Origin of the sequence: Streptosporangium sp. CA-135522 (assembly GCF_050949235.1) — a bacterium.
Classification (GTDB): Bacteria; Actinomycetota; Actinomycetes; order Streptosporangiales; family Streptosporangiaceae; genus Streptosporangium.
The window spans coordinates 576,854-594,619 of sequence record NZ_CP192026.1 but is presented as its reverse complement, the minus strand read 5'-3'; the positions used below and the strand labels follow the sequence as shown (position 1 = coordinate 594,619).

Annotated in this window: 18 protein-coding genes; 8 read left to right on the top strand and 10 right to left on the bottom strand. The window is 70.2% G+C overall.

The window, feature by feature from the left end:
* Positions 1-6 precede the first annotated feature (6 nt).
* Together ACQPYK_RS02890 and ACQPYK_RS02885 are read right to left on the bottom strand one after the other, a co-directional pair.
* Entirely contained in the window at positions 7-639 is a 633-nt protein-coding gene (locus ACQPYK_RS02890) for a response regulator (protein WP_433249722.1), read from the bottom strand.
* Positions 636-1,796, bottom strand: a complete 1,161-nt coding sequence (locus ACQPYK_RS02885; RefSeq protein ID WP_433249719.1) for a GAF domain-containing sensor histidine kinase — start codon at positions 1,794-1,796, stop codon at positions 636-638. Before ACQPYK_RS02885 ends, ACQPYK_RS02890 begins: the two co-directional genes overlap by 4 nt.
* Before the next feature lie 125 nt (positions 1,797-1,921).
* Between ACQPYK_RS02885 and ACQPYK_RS02880 the strand changes: the two genes are divergently transcribed.
* From ACQPYK_RS02880 to ACQPYK_RS02860, 5 genes are all read left to right on the top strand, one after another.
* The gene (locus tag ACQPYK_RS02880) at positions 1,922-2,587 is read left to right on the top strand and encodes an SDR family NAD(P)-dependent oxidoreductase (protein ID WP_433249716.1); all 666 of its coding nucleotides are present in this window, start codon (positions 1,922-1,924) and stop codon (positions 2,585-2,587) included.
* Positions 2,584-3,699 carry an S-adenosylmethionine:tRNA ribosyltransferase-isomerase gene (locus ACQPYK_RS02875; RefSeq protein ID WP_433249713.1) on the top strand — a complete coding sequence of 372 codons (1,116 nt, stop codon included), beginning with the start codon at positions 2,584-2,586 and terminating at the stop codon, positions 3,697-3,699. Before ACQPYK_RS02880 ends, ACQPYK_RS02875 begins: the two co-directional genes overlap by 4 nt.
* 480 nt (positions 3,700-4,179) lie before the next feature.
* Positions 4,180-4,338, top strand: a complete 159-nt coding sequence (locus tag ACQPYK_RS02870; RefSeq protein ID WP_433249710.1) for a hypothetical protein — start codon at positions 4,180-4,182, stop codon at positions 4,336-4,338.
* Between the two features lie 236 nt (positions 4,339-4,574).
* Positions 4,575-5,132, top strand: coding sequence for a hypothetical protein (locus ACQPYK_RS02865; protein WP_433249707.1), 558 nt, complete (start codon positions 4,575-4,577; stop codon positions 5,130-5,132).
* A 250-nt stretch (positions 5,133-5,382) separates the two neighbouring features.
* On the top strand, positions 5,383-6,063 hold the full coding sequence (locus ACQPYK_RS02860; protein WP_433249704.1) for a response regulator transcription factor: 681 nt from the start codon (positions 5,383-5,385) through the stop codon (positions 6,061-6,063).
* 73 nt (positions 6,064-6,136) lie between these two features.
* Here ACQPYK_RS02860 and ACQPYK_RS02855 read toward each other — a convergent pair whose 3' ends face one another.
* On the bottom strand, positions 6,137-7,000 hold the full coding sequence (locus ACQPYK_RS02855) for a lysophospholipid acyltransferase family protein (protein WP_433249701.1): 864 nt from the start codon (positions 6,998-7,000) through the stop codon (positions 6,137-6,139).
* Positions 6,997-7,710, bottom strand: coding sequence for a GNAT family N-acetyltransferase (locus ACQPYK_RS02850; protein WP_433249698.1), 714 nt, complete (start codon positions 7,708-7,710; stop codon positions 6,997-6,999). Before ACQPYK_RS02850 ends, ACQPYK_RS02855 begins: the two co-directional genes overlap by 4 nt.
* 115 nt (positions 7,711-7,825) lie before the next feature.
* Here ACQPYK_RS02850 and serB point away from each other — a divergent pair, with 115 nt between their 5' ends.
* On the top strand, positions 7,826-9,049 hold the full coding sequence (gene serB / locus ACQPYK_RS02845; protein WP_433249695.1) for a phosphoserine phosphatase SerB: 1,224 nt from the start codon (positions 7,826-7,828) through the stop codon (positions 9,047-9,049).
* Here serB and ACQPYK_RS02840 read toward each other — a convergent pair.
* Both ACQPYK_RS02840 and ACQPYK_RS02835 read right to left on the bottom strand, forming a co-directional pair.
* A complete protein-coding gene (locus ACQPYK_RS02840; protein WP_433249692.1) occupies positions 9,030-11,117 on the bottom strand; it encodes an FUSC family protein in 2,088 nt (695 codons plus the stop codon). The two genes, serB and ACQPYK_RS02840, sit on opposite strands and share 20 nt — an antisense overlap.
* 370 nt (positions 11,118-11,487) lie before the next feature.
* Positions 11,488-12,360: a LysR family transcriptional regulator gene (locus tag ACQPYK_RS02835; protein ID WP_433249689.1), complete on the bottom strand. Its 873-nt coding sequence runs from the start codon at positions 12,358-12,360 to the stop codon at positions 11,488-11,490.
* Positions 12,361-12,444: 84 nt separating this feature from the next.
* On the opposite strand from ACQPYK_RS02835, the gene ACQPYK_RS02830 reads away from it, so the two are divergent.
* Positions 12,445-12,654, top strand: a complete 210-nt coding sequence (locus ACQPYK_RS02830) for a hypothetical protein (RefSeq protein ID WP_433249686.1) — start codon at positions 12,445-12,447, stop codon at positions 12,652-12,654.
* Positions 12,655-12,656: 2 nt separating this feature from the next.
* Positions 12,657-13,046, top strand: a complete 390-nt coding sequence (locus tag ACQPYK_RS02825) for a VOC family protein (protein WP_433249683.1) — start codon at positions 12,657-12,659, stop codon at positions 13,044-13,046.
* Between the two features lie 331 nt (positions 13,047-13,377).
* Here the strand turns inward: ACQPYK_RS02825 and ACQPYK_RS02820 are convergent, their stop codons facing one another.
* The 4 genes from ACQPYK_RS02820 to ACQPYK_RS02805 form a co-directional block, all read right to left on the bottom strand.
* Entirely contained in the window at positions 13,378-13,851 is a 474-nt protein-coding gene (locus tag ACQPYK_RS02820) for a SixA phosphatase family protein (RefSeq protein ID WP_433249680.1), read from the bottom strand.
* Positions 13,852-14,100: 249 nt separating this feature from the next.
* Positions 14,101-16,434, bottom strand: coding sequence for a sodium-translocating pyrophosphatase (locus tag ACQPYK_RS02815; RefSeq protein WP_433249677.1), 2,334 nt, complete (start codon positions 16,432-16,434; stop codon positions 14,101-14,103).
* Positions 16,435-16,858: 424 nt separating this feature from the next.
* Complete coding sequence (locus ACQPYK_RS02810; RefSeq protein WP_433249674.1) at positions 16,859-17,305, bottom strand: ATP-binding protein; 447 nt, start codon at positions 17,303-17,305, stop codon at positions 16,859-16,861.
* Between the two features lie 2 nt (positions 17,306-17,307).
* A complete protein-coding gene (locus ACQPYK_RS02805) occupies positions 17,308-17,658 on the bottom strand; it encodes an STAS domain-containing protein (protein ID WP_012887265.1) in 351 nt (116 codons plus the stop codon).
* Positions 17,659-17,766 lie beyond the last annotated feature (108 nt).

Genomic DNA, 17,766 nt, shown 5'->3' with positions numbered 1-17,766 from the left:
ACGCGATCAGGCCAGGCCGTGCCGTACCGCGTAGAGGGCGGCCTGGGTCCTGTCCTGCACGCCCAGCTTCATCAGCACGTTGGAGACATGGGTCTTCACGGTCTTCTCCGCCACCGCCAGCTCCCGGGCGATCTCGCGGTTGGACCGGCCCGAGGCGATCAGCGTGAGAACCTCGCGCTCCCGGTCGGTCAACGGCACCGCATGCCTGGCGACCGCGGGCGTGGAGGCCGGAGCGGACAGCATGGCCTCGGCGGCCTCGGGGGCCAGCAGCACCTGGCCTCCGTGGACGGCGCGGATGGCCTGGACGAGCGCGGCGGGATCGACGTCCTTGTAGAGGAACCCGGAAGCGCCTGCCCGCATCGCGGGGGCGACGTCCTCCCGATCGCTGACCGAGGTCAGCACCAGCACGCGCGGCGCCAGCCCGTGCTCCCCCAGCCGGATCAGCGTGCCGAGACCGTCGAGAACCGGCATCTTCAGGTCGAGCAGCAGCACGTCGGGGTCGAGGGAGGCGACCAGGGCGACCGCCTCGGCGCCGTCGGCCGCCTCCCCCACCACGTCGAGGTCGTCCTGCAGGTCCAGGAAGGTGCGCAGGCCCTGCCGGACGATCGGATGATCATCGGCGATCAGCACGCGGATCACGCGGGCACCTCCATCCGCACCAGGGTCCCGCGGCCGGGCTCCGACGTCACACGCACGCTCCCTCCCAGGGCCTGCGCCCTGTCCTCCATCGACGCGATGCCCAGCCCCCGCCCCGCGGCGGCGACCACGTCGAACCCGGCCCCGTCGTCACGCACCTCCAGGATCACACGGTCTGCCTCACAGCCCAGCCGTACGGCGACGGCCTGCGCCGCCGAGTGCCGGGAGGCGTTGTGCAGCGCCTCCTGAGCCACCCTCAGGACGGCCACCTCCGTCGCCGGTTCAAGTGCGCGGACCGGGGTCTCCTCGAACGTGAACGACGCCGGATGCAGCCGGTCCAGCAGACGCACGTGCTTGCGGAGCGTCTCGGCCAGGCCATGGCGGTCGAGCTCGGCCGGACGGAGCTCGACGATCACCGCGCGGAGCTCGGCCAGCGCCTCCCCCGCGAGCCGCTCCACCCGCTCCAGCTCCCCCAGCGCCCTGGCGGGGTCACGGGTCACCAGCGAGGCCGCCGCCTGGGCGGTGAGCCGCAGCGAGAACAGCTTCTGGGTCACCGCGTCGTGCAGCTCGCGGGCCATCCGGGTGCGCTCCTCCGCCAGCGCCAGCTCCCGGCCGCGCTCGTAGAGGCGGGCGTTGGTGAGCGCGATCGCGGCATGCGCGGCGAACATGGTCAGCAGCCGCTGGTCGGCCTCGGTGAAACCGCCGGGGATCTGCTTGTTGGACAGGAAGATGATGCCGAGCACCTGGTCGCCGTCGCGGATCGGCACCCCGAGGAAGTCCTTGAGCACCGGATGGGCGCGCGGCCAGTATTCGAACCTCGCGTCCCTGCGGATGTCGGGCAGCCGGACCGGCGTCCCCTCGCGCAGCATCGCGCCGAGCATGCCGTGCTGGCGGGGCATGGGCCCGATCGCGTCCCATTCCTCCTCCGAGATGCCCTCGGCGACGAACTCGGCGAACGCCCCCTCGTCGTCGGGCACGCCGAGCGCGGCGTAGCGGGCGTCCAGCAGCTGCCTCGCCGACCGCACGATGACCTGGAGCACCTCTCGGACGGACAGGTGCCGGGTCACCGCGAGAACGGCGGAGCTGACCGCGTACAGGACCGCGTCCCGGCCCTCGGCGGAGCCCGCCCCATACGGGGCCGCGTCCTGGTCTTCGTTCACGGAAAGACTTTAGGCGCCGTGACCGACCGGCCGCGTTACGCCGTGGGTCCTAGGTCCATCAGCCCATGGGGGGACCGGCCCTACGGCCGATGCGCATGAGATGTCCGGTTCCTACCGTCGAGGACATGACGAAGACCGCACTCATCACCGGTGCCTCCCGAGGACTCGGCCTGGCACTGGCCCGTTCCCTGGCCTCCGACGGCTGGCGGCTCATCCTCACCGCGCGAGGCGCGGACGCGCTTGAGTCCGTCGCCGGTGAACTCGGCGCCGTCGCCCTCCCCGGGGACGTCGCCGACCCGGCCCACCGGGATCGGTTGGCGCACGCCGTACAGGACCACGGCGGCCTGGACCTGCTGGTCAACAACGCCTCCGGGCTGGGCGCGGTCCCGCTCCCGCGCCTGGCCGGCTACCCGCTCGACACCCTTGAGGATCTGTTCAGGTCCAACGTGCTGGCCCCGCTGGCGCTGGTCCAGCTGCTCCTGCCCGGACTCAGGGAGCGGCGGGGAGCGATCGTCAACATCTCCTCCGACGCGGCGGTACAGGCCTACGAGGGCTGGGGCGGTTACGGCGCGACCAAGGCCGCCTTGGAGCAGCTGTCCAACGTGCTGGCCGTCGAGGAAACGGAGATCGCGGTCTGGTGGGTCGACCCGGGCGAGATGAACACGGCGATGCTGGCCGACGCGGTCGGCGCCGGGGACGCGGCGGCGGCCCCGGAGCCGGAGACGGTCGTGCCCACCCTGCGGCGGCTGATCGGGGAACGTCCGGCGAGCGGCCGGGTGAGCCACTCATGAGCGGGCTCGTGACGGACGCCATGGCGTCCGGCTTCGTGCTCCCGCACGAGCTGGAGGCGAACGAGCCACCGGAGGCGCGAGGACTGGCCCGCGACGGGGTACGGCTGCTGGTCTCGCGCGGCGACACCGGGGAGATCGGCCACCACACGTTCGCCGACCTGCCCGGCCTGCTCCGCCCCGGCGACCTCCTGGTGGTCAACAACTCCGCCACCCTTCCGGCCGCGGTCCGGCTCGACCGGCTGGCGGTGCACTTCTCCACCGAGCGCGAAGACGGGAGCTGGCTGGTGGAGCTGCGCCGCCGTACGGGAGGACGGACCGACCCCGGGAGCGCGGGCGCCGACCGGGACCCGCGCAAGCGGCGCGCGTCCGCAGGTCGCGCGGCCGTGAGCACGGACACGGCCGACGAGCCCTACGGGGGCGGCGCGGCCGGAGAGTGGCTGCCCCTGCCGGGCGGGGCCACGCTGCGTCTGCTGGAGCGGGAGACGCCGCGCCTGTGGCGGGCCCGGCTGGACCAAGACGTCCCTTCCTATCTGCGCCGGTACGGCGTGCCGATCCGCTATTCGTACGTGGATCGGGACTGGCCGCTGGCCGACTACCAGACCGTCTTCGGGGTTCGGCCCGGCAGCGCGGAGATGCCCAGCGCCGGGCGGCCGTTCACCGCCGGGCTGGTGACCCGGCTGGTCTCGTACGGGATCGGCCTCGCGCCGATCACTCTGCACACCGGGGTGGCCTCACCGGAAAAAGACGAGCCCCCCTACCCGGAGCGCTTCGAGGTGCCCGAGACCACCGCGCGACAGGTCGAGTCCACCCTCCGGTCCGGAGGCCGGGTGATCGCGGTGGGCACGACCGTGGTGCGGGCGCTGGAGACGGCCGCCCTGGCCGACGGCCACGTGCGGGCCGCGCAAGGCTGGACCTCCCACATCGTGACCCCCGCGGCCGGGGTACGGGCGGTGAGCGGCCTGATCACCGGCCTGCACGAGCCGCGCTCCAGCCATCTGCTGATGCTGGCCGCGATCGCCGGGTCCGAACTGCTCTCGCGGTCCTACGCGGCGGCGCTCGGGGAGAGCTACCTCTGGCACGAATTCGGCGACACCCATCTGATCATCCGGTAGCCAGTCAGGCACAAGGGGTTTCCAAGTCGGTCGTCCCATGCTGGGACGGCAATCGACGGGGGAACACCGAATTCCGACTGGAGTAAGAAATGCGCCGGCACCTGACCGCCTTCGCCGCCATCGCCCTGGCGGGAGGCATGCTGCTCACCCCTGCCACCGCCAACGCCGACACCAACGCCGACGCCGCCACGGCCGCGTCCGCCGCGGCCCGCCTGGCACCGGCACTGTCACCGCTGAAACTGACCGCCTACTATCCGCGCCGGGCCTACGCCGGCGACACGATCACCTACACGCTCAAGACCAGGAACGTCGGCGACTGGGCCACCGACATCGCCTACGTCGGAGGTTACGTTCCCAAGCAGGCGCGCAAGGTCCGGATCACCGGCCCCCTCGGGCTCCTACTGCGAGGTCGACGGGCGCGAGGCGGGCTGCCTGCTCGACACCCTGAAGCCGGGCAGGTCGGCCACGATCAAGGTCAAGGTGTGGCTCAGGGACAGCGCGCGGGGCACCGCGACGGCCGAGTTCGCCTCGGCGTCGATCGACGTGCCCGCGGGCGGTCTCGACACCCTGAACATCCGCGGCATCGACACCGGCACCGACCTGAAGTACGTGCGGGTGAAGACCAGGATCCTCCGGTGACCCGCAACGGTCCGGGACACGGCTCGCATCCGGGTTCCGGGCGCCCGCGGGCGGCTGCACGAAGCGAGTCGCCCGCGGTGGGATTCACGCCATTCCATACGGCCGGCGCACAACGTCTTCATGATAAATCACTTGAAAAGGTAGATTTTTACTTTACCTAATATTTGTGATAAAACGCTGCGGACTTCGACGGGGGCGGTCGCAGCGCCTCCGTACCCTCAGCTGGGAGACGTTTGATGCGCCACCCGATCTCCAAGATCGCCGCTCTTGCCCTGGTCGCTCCGCTCGCGGGCACGATGCTGCTCGCCACGCCGGCCTCGGCCGCTCCCACCAAGGCTCCCGCCGCGGCCGTCAAGAAGGCCGACGACCCCTACTCCTCGTTCGACATCCGCGTCTTGGCTCCGAGCAAGGTCCGGACCGGCGGAAAGATCTCCTACACCATCCAGGCCACCAACAAGGGCCCCCACCTGGCAGACTCGTTCTTCATCGGCGGCGTGCTGCCCAAGGGCTCCAGGATCATCCAGGCCTACGGCCCCAAGGACGCCGAGTGCGACTCCTACAAAGACGGCTTCTGGTGCTGGTACCCCGACGCCCTGAAGGTCGACGACAAGGCGGCCATCAGGATCGTGGTGAAGCTCGACAAGAGCTCCAAGCGCACCGCCACCGCCGTCCTCGGCGTCGACACCGTCGACCTGCCGACCGGCGCGGAGAACCTCAGCCGTGACGAGTTCGAGCGCATGGGCTTCAAGCGCTGGTACTTCGTGAAGAAGGTCAAGACCAAGATCACGCGCTAGGTCCTGTCGCACCTCGTGAAAGCCTCCACCCCGCCAGGGGCGGAGGCTTCCCGCGTTCCTGGGGCATGGTTCACCGGACACGGGCTCGCCGGACGCAGGTTCGCCGGACACGGGCTCGCCGGGCATGGCTCGCCGGACACGAGAGCGAGAGACGGGAGCGGAACGCGGGAGATGCGGACAACCTCATATGCGCCGGCGCCCCCGACCCGGCAGGATTTCCCCATGACCGCTTCCGAGCACCGCACGGCCCATGGCTGAGCTGAGGATCGTCCTGGCCGAGGACCACTACCTGGTACGAGAGGGCACCCGCCGCCTCCTGGAGGCCTCCGGGGAGATCGACGTGGTGGCGGCCGTGGGCAGCGCCGACGAGCTGCTCGACGCCGCCCGGCGGCTGCGGCCCGACGTGGTGGTGACCGACATCAGGATGCCCGGCTCGGCCGGCATCGTGCGCGCGGGCATGGAGGGGATCGACGCCGCCCATCGGATCCGGGAGTCCTCGCGGGACATCGGAGTCGTGGTGCTCTCCCAGTTCTCCGACGCGCTGTTCGCGCTGGACCTGTTCCGGGACGGCACCGAAGGCCGGGCGTACCTGCTCAAGGACCGGGTCGGGGACATCGACGAACTGCTCGGCGCGATCCGGTCGGTGGCCGCGGGCGGATCGGTGATCGACCCCAAGGTCGTGGAAGGCCTGCTGGCCAAGCGCGGGGTGAGCGACGCCCCGCCGCCCGCCGAGCTGACGCCCAGGGAGCTGGACGTGCTGCGGGAGATGGCTCACGGCCTGTCCAACGGAGGCATCGCCCGTGCCCTGCACCTGTCGGTCTCCGCCATCGAGAAACACGTGAACTCGATCTTCATGAAGCTGGCGCTGGAGAACAGCCCCGACACCCACCGCCGGGTGGCGGCCGTCATCGCCTACCTCGGGCCGCGGTGACGGGAACGCCCGTCTTCAGGCCGTACCGACGCAAGCGCCCGCTATCGGACCGCGGTGACGGGAGCGCCCGCTTTCAGGCCGCGATCCTGGCGCTGTGGACGGACGGGGCGACCACCACGGACGCGATCGACGACTCCGCCGCCCAGGCCAGGGACCTGCGATCGCGGGCCTGGACCGCGGGCAGCAGCGTCACCTCCACGGTCAGCCGCCGAGCCGCGGCCACCCGGCGGATCGAGGCCGACAGGGTGTCGTCGCCGACGTAGGCGGCCACGGCGGCAGGGACGCCGTCCGGACCCAGGTATCTGATCGCCACCGGCCGCACCGGGGCCCCGGCGTCCAGCGCCGCCTGGAACACCGCCGGCCGGAAGGCGCCCATCTCCCTGCCGCACCAGGTGGTGCCCTCGGGGAAGGCCGTCACCGGGTGGCCCTCGCCGAGAGACTCCGCCACCCGGCCGACCGCCCCGGGCAGCGCGGACAACCGCTGCCTGTCGATGAACAGCGCACCGGCACCCATCGCCAGCGCGCCGATCACCGGCCAGCTCAGCACCTCCTGCTTGGCCAGCGGGCGCGACGGCAGCACAGCGGCCATGACCAGCGGGTCCAGCCACGACACGTGGTTGGCCACGATCAGCGGAGCCGCCTCGGAGGCGGGGACGGCACGCGGCCCGGCGGCCGAACCGGCCAGGAAGGCGAAACCCTGCCGCACCTCGACCCGGACGCCGAGGACTCGTAGCACCAGCCGGGACCAGGCGCTCGCCAGCCGGATCCGCCCGGTCACGTCGAACCCGCGGGCGACGAGCGCGAGCACCGTCCCGACGAGAACCACCAGCGTGGCGGCCGCCACCCGCAGAACCCTGCGCGGCGGGGACACCGTGCCCTCGACGGGCGTGAGGCAGGTGGCGGGCATGCACGGCGCCACGGGGAGCCACGGATTCATGCGGAAGCTCCCAGGAAGTGTCGCAGGTAGCGGGGATCCAGATTGGCCATCGACAGCAGGACGAAGAAGTCGGCCGTGCCGAAGTCGAGGTCGTGAGCGGGCGGGCCACAGACCCACGCGCCCAGCCGGATGTAGCCCCGCAGCAGGGCGGGCACCTCGACCCGCTCGGGGCTCGGACCGCCGTGCCAGGGGCGGTGCGGGGTGACGCGGTACTGCGAGGGCGAGAGCGGCAGCCGGTCCATGACCCCGGCGGCATCGGCCACCGGCACCGAGCAGCACCCGGCCAGCCAGCCGTACCCTCCGGCGAGCATGTAACGCGCGATCCCCGCCCACATCAGCCCGACCACCGCGCCGCGCCGATGATCGGCGTGCACGCAGGCCCGGCCCGCCTCGACCATGTCCGGCCGGATGCCGGCCAGCGCGCCGAGGTCGAACTCGGAATCGGAGTGGAACCGATCGGCGTTGCGGGGGGTGAGCAGCCGGTAGGTGCCGACGACCTCGCCCGTGTCGCCGCGCCGTACCAGCAGATGATCACAGTAGGCGTCGAGCGGATCGACGTCCAGGCCGGTGATGGGAGTGTTCAGCCGGGCGCCCATCTCCTCGGCGAACACCTGATGGCGCAGGCGCTGGGCCTCACGCATCTCGGCGGCGGTGGTGGCCAGCCCGACCGTGTAACGAGCGACGCGGTGCTCCGTGGAGGTGGTCGTCATGGCTTCATGAAGACAGCCGCAGGTGACGTGGGACGGAAGGGGACCGCGAACTTCAGGCGTCCGGATGATGAACCGCATTCACGCTCGTTTCCAGGGCCAAGTAGCTTAGATATCGATGAACCAGCGCACGCTTCTGATCACGTTGACCGGCCCTGACCGACCGGGCGTCACCTCGAGGCTCTTCTCCGTCTTGGCCGGTTTCCCCGTCGTCGTCGCCGACGTCGAGCAGGTCGTCATCCGCGGCCGGCTCACCCTGGGCGTCCTCGTCGCCTACGCCGGCGACACCCCCACCGGGACGGGCAGCACCATAGGCGCCCTGTGGACCGCCGTTGAGCGGGCCGCCGAGGACATGGGGTTGCAGGTGGAGCTGTCAACCGGCTCCGACCCGCAGGAGAAGCGACGGCGTGGCCGGCTGCACGTCACCGTGCTCGGCTCGCCCCTGCAGCCCTCCGCGATGGCCGGCATCGCGGGCCGGATCGCCGCGGCCGGCGCCAACATCGACCGGATCGAGCGGCTGTCCAACTATCCGGTGACCTGCATCGAGCTGGCCGTCTCCGGCGCCGACCCCGACGCCCTGCGGGCCGAGCTCGCCGCCGAGGCGTACGCCCAGCAGGTGGACGTGGCCGTGCAGCGCACCGGCCTGCACCGCAGGGCCAAGCGGCTCATCGTGATGGACGTCGACTCCACGCTCATCCAGGCCGAGGTGATCGAGCTGCTGGCGGCGCACGCGGGCTGTCTGCAAGAGGTCGCCCGGGTCACCGAGGAGGCGATGCGCGGTGAGCTCGACTTCGCCGAGTCGCTGCGCCGCCGGGTCGCGCTGCTGGAGGGCCTGCCCGAAGAGACGTTCGAAAAGGTCCGCAAGGAGCTGGTGCTCACCCCCGGCGCCCGCACGCTGGTACGGACGCTCAAGCGCCTCGACTACCGGTTCGCGATCGTCAGCGGCGGATTCACCCAGCTCACCGACGCCCTCGTCGCCGATCTCGGCATCGACTACTCCGCGGCCAACACCCTGGAGGTCGTGGACGGCGTGCTCACCGGGCGGGTCGTCGGCGACATCGTCGACCGTCCTGGCAAGGCGCGGGCGCTGGAGCGTTTCGCCCGCGAGGCGGGCATCCCGATCACCCAGACCGTGGCCATCGGCGACGGCGCCAACGACCTGGACATGATCGCGGCGGCCGGCCTGGGCATCGCGTTCAACGCCAAGCCGGTGGTCCGCCAGGCCGCCGACACCGCGGTCAACGTGCCCTACCTCGATTCCATCCTCTACCTGCTCGGCATCCCGCGCGCCGAGGTCGAGGCCGCCGACGCCGAAGACGGCGTCACCGTCGTGGAGCGGTGAGCGAGGCCAACCGAACGGCCTCCGCGCTGAGCCCCTTCAAGGTCGGTCGCGCCGCGGCGGCGTGCATGATCCCGCGGCGCACCCCGGTCATCCGGTCGGCCGCGCCCTCGGCCACCTCATCCAGCCGGCGCGCGGCCAGCACGTCCACATGCGCGCCCAGCTCGTCCAGGACACCGTCCAGGTCGTCGGCCGGCGCCTCCGGACGCTCCGTCCTGATCGCTTCGGCGACGTTCTCCAGCCGGTCGGCGACCATGTCGAGGACCGTCGCCGTGGGTCCGGACTCCTCGCTGGGCGGTGGCACGGCGAACAGTGCCAACGCGTTGTCCCGCAGCCGCTGAGCGGCCGTCACGGCGTCCCTGAGCCGCCGCGGCGCGCCGCCCCCGGGTTCCTTGTCCAACCGATCCAGCGAACCGGAGAACCGGTCGGCCGCATTCGCCGCGGCGGAGACCCTGGCGCGCACCTCGTCGGGGTCCTGGTCGATCAGCGACCGGACCAGCGCCGCGTGCTCTTCGAGCATGTCGGCCATCCTGCGGGTCAGCTCCACCCGCTGCCCCCGAGGCCACAGCAGCCTGGCGAAGAGCAGCGCAAGCGCCCCGCCCGCGATCGTGAGAGCCATCCGGACGGCCGCCGCGCCCCAGCCGAGGGGCACGGAGAAGTCCGACAGCATCAGCGACAGCGGCGTGGCGAAGACCGTCCAGTAACCGTAGCTGGCCCCTCGCAGCGCGAACCCCGGCACCGCGCAGACCGCGATGAACAGCAGCAGGTAGAGATGGCCGGGCGCGACCGCCAGCACCACCGCCGCGGCCGCCGCGCCCACCGCCGTGCCGATCGTGCGCAGCGCCACCCGCTCCACCGTGTCGCGGTAGGCCGGACGAAGGCTGACGATCACCGTCACCACGAACCACTTCGCGTAGTGCTCGTGGGTCACCAGCATCAGCGCCATGGCGAGGGTCACCGCCAGGCCCAGCCGTACCGGATGACGACCGGTCGAGAACACGGGCTTGCGCAACCGGCCGAACCTGGGCAGGCGCGGCCCGACCTCGACCCCCTCGACCGCCTGCTGCGCCACCGACCGCACGGCCATCCCGATCCGGTCCAGGCATCGGCGGACCTGCCCGAGGAGCGCCGCCGCGGGCAGCGGCGCGCCACCCGTGTGAGCGGTCCGGCGGATCTCCTCGACCCGGTCGGCGAAGCGCCCCATGGCGGCCAGCGCCTCGGGCAACGCCACCGGGCCGCCGAGCGTCACGGCCTCCCGCAACGCGCCGGCCAGCGCCCCGGTCGCCGCATCCAGCTCCCCGGCCCACTCCACGCCCATGTCCTCCCGTACGGCCGCCGCCCGCAGCACGCGCAACGCGACGGTCTCGTGGAAGACACGGGTCAGTGTGGCCAGCAGCCGCTCCAGGGCGCGGTCGTCCTCCTCGGAGACCCGGTAGAGGGAGAAGGCCCTGGCCGCCTCGTCCCGCGCGGTGACCCCGCGGCGGCGCAGCGCCTCCCAGCTCTCGTCGGACAGCGGGGCCCGGCCCGCGGCCTCCAACAGGTCGGCGAGTGCCGTACCGGCCTCCTCGAAGGCCGCACGCAACGGTTGCAGCCGGCGCACCGGCCATAGCACGACCAGGAACGACGTCATCAGCAGGCCACCGGCCGCGGTGATCCCCATGTGGACCGGCACGCTCATGTCCGACGGGGCGAAATACGTCAGAGCCACGGCGAGCACCGACGAGACACTGATCACCGGCCAGTAACCGCCCGCCATGGCGACCAGACCCACCACCACGGCGGCCGGCCAGGGATGAGGCTGGATCAACGCGCCGAGACCCGATCCGAGCGTGACCATGAGCGCGGCGACGAGCAGCTTGCGGGCGCGCTCCCCGTACGGCAGGCCCGGGGCGTCCCCGAAGGCGGTGAGATAGCCTCCCAGAGCCATCGCGGCGCCCTGGGGGACATGGCCGAGCCTGACCCCCAGCAGCAGCGGCAGGCAGATGCCCAGCGCGCACAGCAGGCCGTATCCCCAGGCCGGGCGGCCGGAGATCACGAAGTCGCCACGCAGCGCCTCGGCGATCCTCCGCATGCCACCCTCCGAGGTCGTCAGGACGGGGAGGTGGAACCGCTCCGCCCGTCTTCCGGGTGCATAATGCTCCCCGCCTTCCAGGGGTTTAATGCGCGTCGCGCCCCTGGCGCCGGATATCGGGGTTGAGAAACGCGGGAACAGCCGTTGCCGCCAAGAAGGATCTTGAAGGTTGACGATGCCGAGACGGGTGCCAGGAACGACACCAGATCCTGCGATGGTCGATAGCCTGTCGCCTATCGGATGAAAGGAGCCGTGCATCCGGCTTCTGATGGGAGCTCCCCAGCTCATTCGAGGCCGAGCACCACCGATCGCCGCCCGCGCCGGCTACAGCGACCCGCATGCCCTGTGCCGCGCCGTACCTGGCAGCGAGTCAGCCCGCGGCCTCGACGAAGGCACGCATTCGCGCGGTGACGCCCTTGGCGCGCCAGATCAGACCCCATTTCAGAGGCTTGGCGTCGTTGAACGGGACGTACACGATGTCGGGGCGCGCGTAGTAGAGCCGGGCCTGCTCCCCCACGGGGAAGACTCCCTGCCCCGCGCTGACGAGAGCCAGGATCTCCTGGAAGGTATCGGCCGACGGGCCGGGCTCGATGGGCCGGCCCGAGGGGGTTTGCCTGGGCGTTCGGTCCTCGCGCCAGGAGTCGGGGATCGCACCCGCCGCCTGGATCACCTTGTCCCGCGCCAGGTCTTCCAGGGACACCGAGGTACAGCGGGCGAAGGGATGCCCGGCCGACACGGCCAGCAGCCGCGGCTCGGTCATCAGCACCGGCCCCATGACCAGGTCCGGGTCGCGGAGGGGGAAAGCGGCGACCAGGAGGTCGACCTCACCGATCCGCAGCCACTGGACGGCCACGCTGATCTGGGCCTCGCGGATCTGCACCTCACAGTCTGGATGGCGCATGTTGAACCGGGCCGCGGCCTGGACCAGCAGCTGGCCCGCGGCGGCGCTGACGAAGCCGATGCGCAGCGTGCCGCTGACGCCGCGACTGGCGTCGGTCGCCCTCTTCAGCCCTGCCTGGATCTGCTCGTAGGCGGGCCGGAGATCCTCCAGCAGCTTCTCCCCGACCGGCGTCAGCCGGACGCTGCGACTGGAGCGTTCGAACAGCGCACCGCCGATCAGCCGCTCCTGCTTCCTGATCGCCTGACTGACCCGCGCCGGGGACACATGCAGCCGCTCGGCCGTGCACCCGAAGTGCAGCTCCTCGGCCAGGGTCAGAAAGATCTCTATGTCCCGCATCTCCATGCACGCCCCCTTAACCACAGGATTAAGGATTGTTGCAGGATTCGTCGTTGATCCGCGCAGCAGATCGAACGGATGCTTGACCTCGTGCGCAAGCCCGTTTACTACATCGACGGCTTCATCGCCGGCCCCGAGGGGTGGTTCGACTTCTTCGCCTTCGAGGGCGACCTCGCGGCGGCCGTCCTGGCCGACCACCCCGAGACCATGCCGGGCCCCGCCCGCGAACCGCTGGGGATCGCCGGCAAGATCTCGATATCCGGACTCCCGGACCACGAGCTGGCCCATCACGGGAGATAACTGTGAACATCATCGCCTCCACCGTGTCGCTCACCGTCGACGACGTGGCCGCCTCCAGCCTGTTCCTCACCTCCCACCTGGGCTTTCGGGAGGTGATGGCCGCCGAGGGGTTCGTCTCCCTGACCCGGGACGACGCGGCGCCCGACATCGTCCTGCTGCGGCGCAGCACCGAAGTGCTGCCCGAAGGCCTGCACGACCAGCGCCTGGCGGACCTCATCGTGGCCTTCACCGTGACCGGCATCAACGCCGAGGAGGAACGCCTACGCGGTGAGGGCGCCAACATCACCATGCCACTGCGCACCGAACCCTGGGGCGAGCGACTGCTCCAGCTCACCGATCCCAACGGCGTGGTGGTCCAACTCGTCGAATGGATCGCCCCCGCCGGAGCCTGATCAGAACGTCTCCAGATCCGTCGATGACGGCAACTCGGTGAACGTCGAGTACGCGGCGACCTTCTCATCGGTCAAGGACTCCACGGGCCTGAGCGCCAACCGTGTAGATCACCTGTTTCCGCCACGTGATTCACCGTTGAACCCCAGATCACCTTCACCTCAACCGCAGCTCAACGCCATGATCCTTCTCAGCGCCAACGGCCGTTCCTACGTTTCTCGACCCCGGATATGTCCCCGCGGTCTTCGGGTGCTCAGTGCTCCTCGGACTCAGTGCTCCTCGGACTCAGTGCTCCTCGGACTCAGTGCTCCTCGGACTCAGTGCTCCTCGGACTCAGTGCTCCTTGGGACGCCAGCGGGCGATGCCACGGCCCGCGTCGAGCCCGGACCATTCACCCTTGGCCTCGATGACGGCGAACGCGCCGGGCGGGAACCCGGTGTCGCCGTCTCGCGTGGTGAGCTGCATGACCAGCTCGTGGACACCCGGGTTGTGCCCGACCAGCGCCAGCGTGCGGACCTCGGGATCGCTGCGCCGGATCAGCGTCAGGAGCTCGTCGGCGTAGGCCTCGTAGATGGCCGGCTCGAAGGTGATGTCCGCGTCGGGCAGCGCCAGGGTGGCGGTCTGCCTGGTCCGCATCGACGGCGAGCAGAGCACCAGGTCGGGGCGGAGGTCCAGGTCGGTGAGCGTCTGGCCGGCCTTGCGGGCGTCGCGCTCGCCGCGCGCGGTGAGAGGACGCTCGCGATCGGCCAGACCGGGGATGTGCGCCGCCTTGGCGTGCCGCAGCACGACCAGCGTGCGGGTCGTCACCTCGCCGCCCACATGGCGAGCCCCACGATCACCGCGAACACCGCGACCATCGCCAGCAGGATCAATACGAGCGTCTTGCCTCCGGAGGGCTGCTGTTCCATACCGCCAGTTTCCCATCGAAGGGCCCCGCTCATGCGGAAGGGGTGCGCGGCATCGCACACCCCTTCCGGACGACCTCGTTCACCCCTTCCAGGTGATCTCGTTCACCCCTTCCGGATGACCTCGCTCACCTCTTCCGGATGACCTCGCTCAGCTCGAAATCGGCTCGCGCTCGCGCTTGACGTTGTTCTCCTCGGTCGGGGCGATGCTCGCCGACCGCCGCTTGGAGACGACCACCGCGCCGACGACGATGCCCGCCGCGACCACGGTGACGCCGATCCGCAGTGCCACATTGTCGGCGTAGGTCACCACGGCAGGAGCGATCAGCAACGCCACCAGGTTCATCACCTTGAGCAGCGGGTTGATCGCCGGGCCCGCGGTGTCCTTGAACGGGTCGCCGACGGTGTCACCGATGATGGTGGCCTCGTGGGCCTGCGAGCCCTTGCCTCCGTGGTGGCCGTCCTCGACCAGCTTCTTGGCGTTGTCCCAGGCGCCGCCGGAGTTGGCCAGGAACACCGCCATCAGCGTGCCGCAGGCGATGGCGCCGGCCAGGAACGCGCCCAGCGGCGCATAGCCCAGGGCGAAGCCGACGGCGATCGGCGTGAGCACGGCGAGCAGGCCGGGCGTGGCCAGCTCACGCAGCGAGTCGCGGGTGCAGATGTCCACGACCCTGCCGTAGTCGGGCAGCTCCGTGCCGGCCATGATCCCCGGCTTGGTGCGGAACTGCTCGCGCACCTCGAAGACCACCCGCCCGGCGGCCCGGCCGACCGCCATGATGGCCAGACCGGAGAACATGAACACCACCGCCGCGCCGATGATCAGACCGACCAGCACGTTCGGGGAGTCGACGCTGAGGCTGAACGCGCTGAAGGAGCCCAGCACGTCCTTGACCCCCTGGGTCGCCTTGGCGAGCTGGGTCTCGATCGCCGTCCGGAACGCGCCGAACAGCGCCGTCGCGGCGAGCACCGCCGTCGCGATCGCGATGCCCTTGGTGATGGCCTTGGTGGTGTTGCCCACCGCGTCCAGAGACGTGAGCGCCTGGGCACCCTCCCCGTCGACGTCCCCCGACATCTCGGCGATGCCCTGCGCGTTGTCGGAGACCGGGCCGAAGGTGTCCATCGACACGATCACCCCGACCGTGGTCAGCAGCCCGGTGCCCGCCAGGGCCACGGCGAACAGGGCGATGGTGACGTTGCCGAAGCCCAGCAGGAACGCCCCGTAGACGGCGGCGCCAATGATCAGCGCCGAGTAGACCGCCGACTCCAGGCCGACGCTGATGCCCGACAGGATGACGGTGGCGGGGCCGGTGCGGGCGCTCTCCCCGATGTCCTTCACCGGGCGACGGTTCGTCTCGGTGAAGTAGCCGGTGAGGATCTGGATGGCACTGGCCAGCACCAGGCCGATGAGCACCGCCCCGATGGCGATCAGGCGCGGGTCGGTGGTGATCGCGGCGATCTCCGGGCTCACCCCGGTCAGGTCGGCGAAGCTGCTGGGCAGGTAGAGGAAGGCGGCCCCGGCGACGAGGATCGCCGAGATCACGGCGGAGATGAAGAAACCGCGGTTGATCGCGGCCATGCCGGAGCGGTCGCCGCTTCGCGGTGAGGTGGTGAAGATGCCGATGATCGCGGTGATCACGCCGATCATCGGCACGATCAGCGGGAACACCAGGCCCTCGGTGCCGAAGGCGACCTTGCCGAGGATCAGGCTGGCGACGAGCATGACCGCGTAGGACTCGAACAGGTCGGCGGCCATGCCCGCGCAGTCACCGACGTTGTCGCCCACGTTGTCGGCGATGGTCGCGGCGTTGCGCGGGTCGTCCTCGGGAATGCCCTGCTCGACCTTGCCGACCAGGTCGGCGCCGACGTCGGCGGCCTTGGTGAAGATGCCGCCGCCGACGCGCATGAACATGGCGAGCAGCGCGGCGCCGAAGCCGAAGCCCTCCAGCACGGCCGGGGCGTCGCCGCCGTAGGTGATCACCACGATGGCGGCGCCGAGCAGGCCGAGACCCACGGTGATCATGCCGGCCACGCCACCGGTGCGGAAGGCGATCCGCATCGCGACCTTCTCGCCGGACTCACGCGCCGCCGCGGCGACGCGGACGTTTCCACGGACCGCCAGCCACATGCCGATGAAGCCGGTCAGCGCGGAGAAAACCGCGCCGACCACGAAGAAAACCGATCGGCCGATGGCCACACCGGTCGATTCGGCGGGGAGGAGATAGAGCAGGAAAGGGATCAGGATGACGAACACCGCGAGCGTCCGGAACTGCCGCGCCAAATACGCGGAGGCTCCTTGCTGTACGGCGCGCGCGATGTTCTGCATGCGCTCGGTGCCTTGACCCGCGGCGAGCACCTCCCGCACGAGGACGCCGGCGACGGCGAGTGCGAGCAGGGCCACGACGGCCACCACTATCACGATGTTGAAATGGGAACCGCTCAGGGACACCGCTGGCTCTTCGGCAACGGCTAGATGGAGCTCAGACATCGACTCTCCTCGGCAAGACGGGAACACGTCCTGCCCGGAGCACGCCGCGGTGGGTGGTCGGCAGACGGAGCGGCGCACTCCGGGTGTTGGCAGTGCCGCTTCCGGTTGCGTCCGCAGACTTCCCACGGAATTGAGCCCGTTTACGGGTCGATCCGAAGGACAAACCTTGGCCGGTGCCGGGAGTCTACGCAGCTACGACGCGGATATGAAGCCTCTGCGCGCGGCCAATTAATGGCGCGCCCAGTAATCGCTGTCGACCAGCCTGCTTATAGGGTCATTTCGCCTGTCGCATCAAATTCCAAACCCCTATTTCCCCCCTGTTTCGGTCTGGACATATCAAAATTATGTTTTGACCGAAAATGAGGGCTCCATACGAGTAGCCGGGCGCGTCCGATGGACGCGCCCGGCTACCGAAGCTCCGCTGTCAGGCCGGAGACAGGCCGTTGGTCGCCGCGGGCCAGCTCATGCGAATGCGCATGCCCTTGGGGCTCGGGTAGACCTGGACGTCATCAGCCAGTCCCACGATGACCGCAATGCCGAATCCGGTCATCAGAGTGTCGGGAAGCTGCCCGAGCGGATCGTCGAACCGTAACAGCTCGCGTTCCTGCTCAAGCTCGTCACTGGGGGCGGAGTCGGTGACGATCACCTCGAACCGCCCCAGATCATCACGCAGCTCGATGCGGATCGGCTCTCCCGGGCAGTGAAGGCGGTGTGCCTCAACAGCCCGGGAGCATGCCTCACCGACGGCGAGCCGTACCTCGTCCAGCAATGACTCCTCAACGCCGGTGCGCCTGGCGATCGCCGTGGCGACCAGGCGTGCCGTGCGCACGTGCGCGGGGAGAGCGCTGAACGTCAGCTCGACGGTAGCCACGACTACTTGTCTCGACCGTGGGCTTCCTTGGCCTCTTCCACCGAGGCGTAGATCCCGAAGACCTTGGTCAGCCCGGTGATCCGGAAGATCTTCAGGATGCGCTCCTGGGTGCAGACCAGCTCCAGAGAGCCGTCGTGCGCCCGAACTCGCTTGAGCCCGCCGACCAGGACACCAAGGCCCGTTGAGTCAAGGAAGTCCACCTTCTCCATGTTGACCAGAAGATGGAAGTTCCCCTTGTTGACCAGGTCGATCAGGAGCTCACGCAATCTGGGCGCGGTGTAGACATCGATCTCACCCTCGACCTCGACGATGGTGAGACGGTCCTCGGAATGGTGGTCCAACTTCAGATCCACAGATCCTCCAGCGCCTTGCCTGCGAAAAGTACCTATTCAGGCGTGACTCCTGGGACCGGGTGGCCCCCAGACGACAAGCCCCGACGCGCGGCATTCAACCATGCGTAC